The 6,458-nt window shown below is 58.0% G+C and carries 4 protein-coding genes; all 4 read left to right on the top strand.

What is annotated here, in order from left to right:
• Nucleotides 1-517: 517 nt before the first annotated feature.
• Nucleotides 518-1,507: an ABC transporter substrate-binding protein gene (locus IVA80_RS37680; protein WP_346348063.1), complete on the top strand. Its 990-nt coding sequence runs from the start codon at nucleotides 518-520 to the stop codon at nucleotides 1,505-1,507.
• A gap of 252 nt (nucleotides 1,508-1,759) precedes the next feature.
• Nucleotides 1,760-2,848 (top strand): ABC transporter ATP-binding protein, encoded by a 1,089-nt coding sequence (locus tag IVA80_RS37675; protein ID WP_247440176.1) that lies wholly within the window; start codon nucleotides 1,760-1,762, stop codon nucleotides 2,846-2,848.
• Between the two features lie 21 nt (nucleotides 2,849-2,869).
• Nucleotides 2,870-4,636 (top strand): ABC transporter permease subunit, encoded by a 1,767-nt coding sequence (locus IVA80_RS37670; RefSeq protein WP_247440175.1) that lies wholly within the window; start codon nucleotides 2,870-2,872, stop codon nucleotides 4,634-4,636.
• 1,615 nt (nucleotides 4,637-6,251) lie between these two features.
• A partial coding sequence (locus IVA80_RS37665) for a DUF2817 domain-containing protein (RefSeq protein WP_247440174.1) occupies nucleotides 6,252-6,458 on the top strand: 207 nt, incomplete at its 3' end.

The following is a 6,458-nucleotide window of genomic DNA, read 5'->3' as shown; positions in this document are numbered from 1 at the left end:
CATCGACGACGTCAACCGCCATCCGGTCATCCATACCTGGTCCTACAAACTTGCCGAGGCCGCCTGAATATGATTCGAATCAAGGAAACGATCGTCTAGATGCCATCGCGCGATCTGAAGAGCGAAACCAAAGCACTAGCTCGACGAGAAGCTGTCGGCCTGACAGCAATTTCGTTGTGCCGGCAAAATCGCTCCAAGGCCGATCACTTCGCGTGACTCGCACGTGTCCTGCAAGTCGATGCTTGATGCATGAAACCTTCTCATTCCTCCATTCGGCGCAGGATTTCCGCCATTCGGGCCCCACAATTGGGGGCTATCGGCTTCGGGAGCCCCTAGGGTCTCTTCGGGATGAACGTTTCCGATAGATCAACAACGCGGAAGCGAAACGGGGGGTGAACAAATGGGCCAATTGGTGGATCGCAGGCGCCTCATGCAGGCGAGTTCCTCGGCGCTTCTGATCGGAGCGTTGGACTCCTTTAGTAGCCGGGCTTTGGCGGTACCCTCGCATGAGCTGCGAGTGTTGGTCGGTGGTGGCGATGTTGGAAAGGCGTACATCGAGGCCTATGTAAGACCATTCCAAGCCGAGACCGGCATCAAGGTGATTGCGATCACAGACCAGATCAGCTTGGCAAAATTTGATCTGATGGTGACCACGAAAAGCGTTAGTGTCGACGTTGCATCCATGAATCAGGGCTCGGCTCTAGTTGCTGCTGGGAAAGACCTTCTAGAGCAGATTGATTACTCAATTTATAGCAAGGGGGAGTTGGACGGACTCTTTGACTTCGCCAAGCAGCCGTTTGGGGTTGGTATGGTGATTTATTCCTACCTGATGGTCTACAATACAGAGAAATTCCCCGCCAACAAACCGCGGCCGACCAATTGGGCCGAGTTCTGGGATGTCAAGACGTTTCCTGGCATTCGCGCGTTGGTGTCGGGCCGCAACGGAGCGGAGGGCCCTTGGGAGGAGGCTCTGCTGGCAGAGGGTGTGTCACCGGACAAGATTTATCCGATGGACATCGACCGTGTTTTTGCCAGCCTGGACAGGATCAAGCCTCACATCCGGAAGTGGTGGACGGTGGGGTCTGAGATTCAGCAAATCATGCAGGATAAGGCGGCCGACCTTGTGCAATCTTACAGTGGACGAGCTGGAGTGGCCATTTCGCGAGGTGCTCCAATGGAGCTCAATCGAAACCAATCCAAGCTGCAGTGGGACTATTGGGTGATCCCGAAGGGCAGTCCGAATGCGCAGAATGCGCAGAGGTTTATCGAGTTCACTGCCCGGGCGGAGCGCCAAGCTGCCTTCGCGCGGCTCTTCCCGGAGGGCCCAACCAACCAGAACGCCTTCAAGTTCTTGCCGCAGGACTTAGCCCGCAAACTTCCTACCCACCCTGACTACATGGCGAACGCGATTCCCATCAATATGCAATGGTACAGCGAGCGTGGATCAGGTGGTCTGACAAACGCCGAGCGGCTCCGCGAGCGCTGGAACGAGTGGGTGCTCCGCTAGGTGCGAATCCGGGGGAGTGTGCGGGAAGAAGACGGCTCGATTGTGTGTGGCGCATCTTGATGGAGGCTGCCAAGTCGGGTGTATCGGGGGGGCATGGGCGTCCGTGCTCGTCTCCGACGACAATTTTCTGCCCAGCGGAAGCCCGCACTCTTCGCTAAGATTGTCGCGGGCGGAGTCGGTTAGGATCCGGCGTGGCGCTTCTACAGTCGGTTACGCAACTCAACGTCCTGGAGCATCAAATAGTGGCCGTGTATGTCAGAAATTCTTGTCTCAGTTGCCGAGGATGATGCATTGCAAAGCAGCCAGCTTCCCGCGCAGATTGAATTCTGCAGCGTCACGAAGATGTATGGTCCCATCCCCGCTGTCAGCAACCTGTCGCTGATCGTTCGTCGCGGCGAGTTCCTGACCATCCTCGGTCCAAGTGGTTCGGGCAAGACAACGACGCTGATGTTGCTTGCCGGCTTCGTAACGCCAAGCAAGGGTGATATTCTGATTGGCGGCAAGTCGGTTGCTGCGGTGCCTTCCTATCGCCGTGACCAAGGTATTGTCTTTCAGAGCTATGCGCTGTTTCCACACCTCACAGTGCGTCGGAATCTCGAATTTCCGCTTGAAATGCGCGGGATAAGGTCCGCGGAGAGGGCAAAGCGGGTCGAGCGCATCCTTAAGCGAGTACACCTGAATGACTTTGGCGGGCGCATGCCGTCGCAACTGAGCGGTGGTCAGCAACAACGCGTCGCGCTTGCTCGCGCGCTTATTGCCGATCCGCCGATCCTTCTGCTCGACGAGCCGCTTGGCGCGCTCGATCGCAATCTGCGCGAACAGATGCAGGTTGAGCTCAAGGGTCTGCACAAAGAGTTCGGCATCACCACTGTCTGCGTTACCCACGATCAGGACGAGGCGCTCACGCTGTCGGATCGCATCGTCGTCATGCGCGAAGGACGCATCGAACAGACGGATGCGCCGGAGGTCCTTTACGACAGGCCGGCAACACGTTTCGTGGCGAATTTTCTGGGCGAAGCCAACATCTTCGAAAATCCCGGCTTCAAGATCCAGTCCGATGTGGTGCAGCCTTCCGGCACCGTGGCCATGCTCCGGCCGGAGCGCATAGGTGTCGCTGCTCCCGCAGCGCCGCAGCACGCTGATTCAGACCTACGGCAATCCGTTACGGGGACCGTAGCCGACATGATCTATGCGGGCCCGCTGCGGAAATACCACGTGCGTGCCGGCGGCGACCTAATTGTCGTGCGCGAACACGTCGCCTCAGGTCAGCAGATATTCCGACCCGGTGACGAGGTGCGGCTGGAATGGCTTCGGTCCGACGTACGATTCGTCGCGGCGTGAAGCGCCGAGAGGATATCACGCATGAATACGCTCCAGAAACTCGCCGGAACCCCAATCTGGCTCGCTGTTCCGGCCTTCGCCATCCTGCTCGCCATCTTTGGCATTCCGATGGTCCTGCTCTTCCTGATCAGCCTCGATGCGCCGACTTTTTCTGTCGCAAACTATCAGGCCTTCTTCGGTCATGGTGCGAATGTCCGCGTGCTTTTTCAGACCATCGAGGTGAGCCTTGTAGCCACGACGCTCTGCCTTATCATCGGCTATCCCGCAGCCTATCTCATCACGGCCGTCTCAAAGGGCCTGCGAACGACGCTAGTCGTGCTAGTCGTCATCCCCTATTTAACCAGCTTCTTGGTGCGCACCTATGCATGGATCGTAATTCTCGGTGACCGCGGCCTGATCAACAATGTGTTGCGCGATCTCGGGCTAATTTCCAGCCCGCTGCAGCTCCTGTACACCCGCATGGCTGTCTATCTCGGCATGGTGCACATCATGCTGCCGTTGATGATTCTCCCGCTGGTGAGCGTCATGCTTGGCATCGACAAATCGCTGATGGCGGCAGCCCGCAGCATGGGAGCGCGGCCTTTTGCCGCTTTCTGGCGCGTGTTCTTGCCGCTCAGTCTGCCCGGCATCCGCAGCGGCTCGCTGCTGGTCTTCGTGCTCTGCCTAGGGTTCTATATCACGCCGGCCGCCCTCGGCGGGCTGCGCGATGCTATGCTGTCGACTTTCATCGCGGCGCAGGTTGAGACGTCCTTCGACATGGCGCGCACTGCCACATCGGCCTTCGTCCTTTTGGGTATTGCCGTAGTCATGCTCGTCATTTTCGGGCTCGATCTCTCCGGTCCGCGCGGCCGGGCGGCGCGGACGTCTTGGAAGTGGGTGCATTTGTTCGGCACGCCCATGCGCTATTTCAATGAGTTTGCCGCTTACTATCGGGCGAAGTACTGGAACGCCAGCCTCTATCATGCCGTGGCCAACAACCGTTGGTGGAAAATTTCTGGCACGGTTTTCGTTTTGCTCACGATGTGCTTCCTGCTGTTTCCAAGCATTGTGGTCATCATCATGTCCTTCAGCGCCGGAGAGTTCCTGCAATTCCCTCCACCGGGCATTTCGCTGAAGTGGTACCGCAGCTTCTTCGACGATCCCTCCTGGACCGGCGCTGCCTTGACTAGCATCCAGATCGGTCTTGGGGTCACGCTTCTGTCAACCATCGTGGGGACGCTCGCGGCCTACGGCCTCAACCGCACCGTTCCGCGTCTGCGCAGCTTCCTGACCTTGGTAGTCCTGGCGCCGATCACCTTTCCGAGTATTGTCGTCGGCATCGCGGCTTATCTCGGACTGCTCAAGTTCGGACTCATCGGTACGAAGACCGGCATCGCCCTTACGCATAGCCTTGGGGCCATTGCGTACGTCCTGGTAATCGTCTCGGCCACTCTGGCGAATTTCGATCGTCGGTTGGAGCAGGCGGCGATGAGCATGGGCGCCGGTCCACTGTGGACATTTATTAGGGTGACGCTGCCACTGATCAGGCCAGGCATCACCGGTGGAGCCCTTTTCGCGTTTATGCATTCCTTCGACGAAGTTGTCAAAACATCGCTGGTCAGCGGGGTATCAATCCGTACCCTTCCGCTGAAGATGTGGGAGGACATGCGTCACGAGATCGACCCGACGATCGCCGCCTTAGCGTCGCTGCTTGTGCTTCTGCCCGTGGTATGGCTAATCGCCCTTTACGTCACCTGGTGGCGATCGAGACCGAGCGCTCAGCGCGCGCTCCCAGAGCCCGCGACTTGAGCCGCCCACCCTTCAGATGTCGTCAGATGTCGTCGCGGGTTGTTGCCTCGATCGTAAAACACTCTTTCATCTCGGTCAATCACGACCTGTCTTGAAGCGTTTGATGTCAGGCTTGCCGGCAGGAAGCGCCTGCTGAGGTCAGGCATCTGACGCGCCCGCCAACTACATCGACCTTGGTCTTGCGTGCGCATTTGTACCATCAACCTCGAATACCGCCTCGCCCCCACGCAAAGCGAGGCCGGCGTCGGAAGGGCCAATCTGCCCATCGGTAGCCTCAACTATCAAGTGCTGTTTGTCAGTCGACTGTCGCGGCTGAAAAGCCCCACGACATCATTTCGGCCTGCCAGTAGGCTCGCGCTTACCTTGCCCGCTGGAGCTGAAGCCATGTGCCGCAAAGGCCGTCCAGTTAGCGCTGGTTTAACCGCGGAGGACGCGCCATCCTGCGCTAATCTGCTATGCACCTTGCCCATGCGCGCCGGGCCAGTGGACGGGATGATGGGCCCATCGCTTGCCAGAGGCGCCTTGATATATCGGATAGGGGCCGCGGTTCAGTCGCTTTTGCCCCTTGAGAAAATTACGCGGGGATACTCAGCCGTACATCACACACGCTTTATCGTATAGTTCGTAAGGCTTGAAGCCTTCATACACGCGCATCGGCGAAATGTCCGCGATTTTCCACAGCGCGACACTCCGTGCCCGGTATCTCCACCGAAATCTGGTGCCTCGAATATGGCGCTCCACAGCAGAGCGAGCTTCGTGACCGAGAAGCTGAATGACGTCGAAGCTGACTGCTATCGTCGCCATGATCGTCGGCGCTACGATCGGGCTCGCCGCACATTCGGATAGGTGTGGCACTGGATGCTCGCCTCGGAGGCAGGCATGCATAGTACGGGTCGACTACCTCAAGCGCCGATGTTGTCGTCTCTCTTCCGCTTCAGCGACACCGTGACCAGCATACTGATGAGCTCCCACGAAGATGATGGAAAATGCGCCTCGTTGTCCCTCCCATTAGGGAGTCAGCGTATTCGTCGCTACGGTTATCGGCGTCATCGATTTGTAGTCGCCATCTCGGGGGCGGTGAGCTGATTGCTTCGTTGCACCGATCCCCTATATTCTGGTCAATCGCGTCCAGGCAAGCACGATTCCCCGGCGCTGTAAGGAAATTCGTATGCAACGACGCGGGCTTTTCCGATCTACGACGGGGCAAGCGAAGCGATTCGCCTCAACGCCATGAGCAATCTCATCGTGCGGCGTCAGCAGTGACTCAGCGACCCAAGCGCGATGCTTGATGCATAAAAGCATCGCATTTCTCCCATTTCGCCCAGAGTTTCGGCCGTGCGATGCCCCACATTAGAGGGACCCGGCTTCAGTTCGCGCTATACTTATCTAAGCATCATGGTGGACGACCATCGTCACAACATCACGCAAAGGCGGTCAACAAACGCGACGGTTTTGCCGCCGTGGATTGCAAGGGAATTACTAAGCGAACATAGTCGTGGTCGCAGCGTAAGTGCCTTCGAGTAGGCGAGGGTCCGACGCCTCGTCGAGCCATCATTGCGTTTCTAGCTATTCGTCCCCGCATGCAGGGAACGAAATGAGGGGGAGGTAAAGCGGCGTGAACTTTGACATCGCACAGCAAACGGCTTCTGTCGTATTTTCTGACAGGTATCTGGAAGCCAGAGAGAAATTCGTGGCTGCGGTGCCCACGTCAAGATCGTATCCGTGCAGCTCAAAGGGGCCATCAGGCGAGGCTCTGTTCACGGATGTGGCGTATTTTGGCAGCCCGGACGCCAGGAAGCTCCTGATCCTGATTTCCGGCACG

Source organism: Bradyrhizobium sp. 139, assembly GCF_023074175.1.
Classification (GTDB): Bacteria; Pseudomonadota; Alphaproteobacteria; order Rhizobiales; family Xanthobacteraceae; genus Bradyrhizobium.
The sequence above is the reverse complement of the archived record's forward strand: the minus strand, read 5'-3'. Positions and strand labels throughout refer to the sequence as shown.

Coding starts and splice junctions, on each gene's coding strand:
- IVA80_RS37675 (WP_247440176.1), top strand. CDS start 1,760: ATGTCAGAAATTCTTGTCTCAGTTGCCGAGGATGATGCATTGCAAAGC.
- IVA80_RS37670 (WP_247440175.1), top strand. CDS start 2,870: ATGAATACGCTCCAGAAACTCGCCGGAACCCCAATCTGGCTCGCTGTT.